Below are 279 nucleotides of genomic sequence, written 5' to 3' on the forward strand. Positions count from 1 at the left end.
ATCACGCCGTACCCGATCCCGAGCTGTGAGCTGTTCCGCGAGCGTCTCGAGCGATGTCCCCCGGGACGCGGCGTCCCTCATGAGCTCCTTGACGGCGTCGACGATCTCGCGCCGGCCCCCGTAGCCCACTGCGACGTTCACATGGAGGCCGTCGATCCGGGCCGTGGAGCCGGCCAGGCTGACGAGCTTCGCACTGAGGTCCTCGGGGAGGAGATCCAGCGCGCCGACGGGCTGAACCCGCACCCGGTTACTCTCGCCCAACCGATCGAGGGTGTTGGC

The 279-nt window shown here is 69.2% G+C and carries 1 protein-coding gene; it reads right to left on the bottom strand.

Going from position 1 to position 279, the window contains the following annotated elements:
* The coding region (locus FJV46_RS15145; RefSeq protein ID WP_240046480.1) for an undecaprenyl diphosphate synthase family protein at positions 1-243 on the bottom strand (243 nt) is incomplete at its 3' end.
* Positions 244-279 lie beyond the last annotated feature (36 nt).

The organism is Arthrobacter agilis, from assembly GCF_006494655.1.
Taxonomy (GTDB): domain Bacteria; phylum Actinomycetota; class Actinomycetes; order Actinomycetales; family Micrococcaceae; genus Arthrobacter_D; species Arthrobacter_D agilis.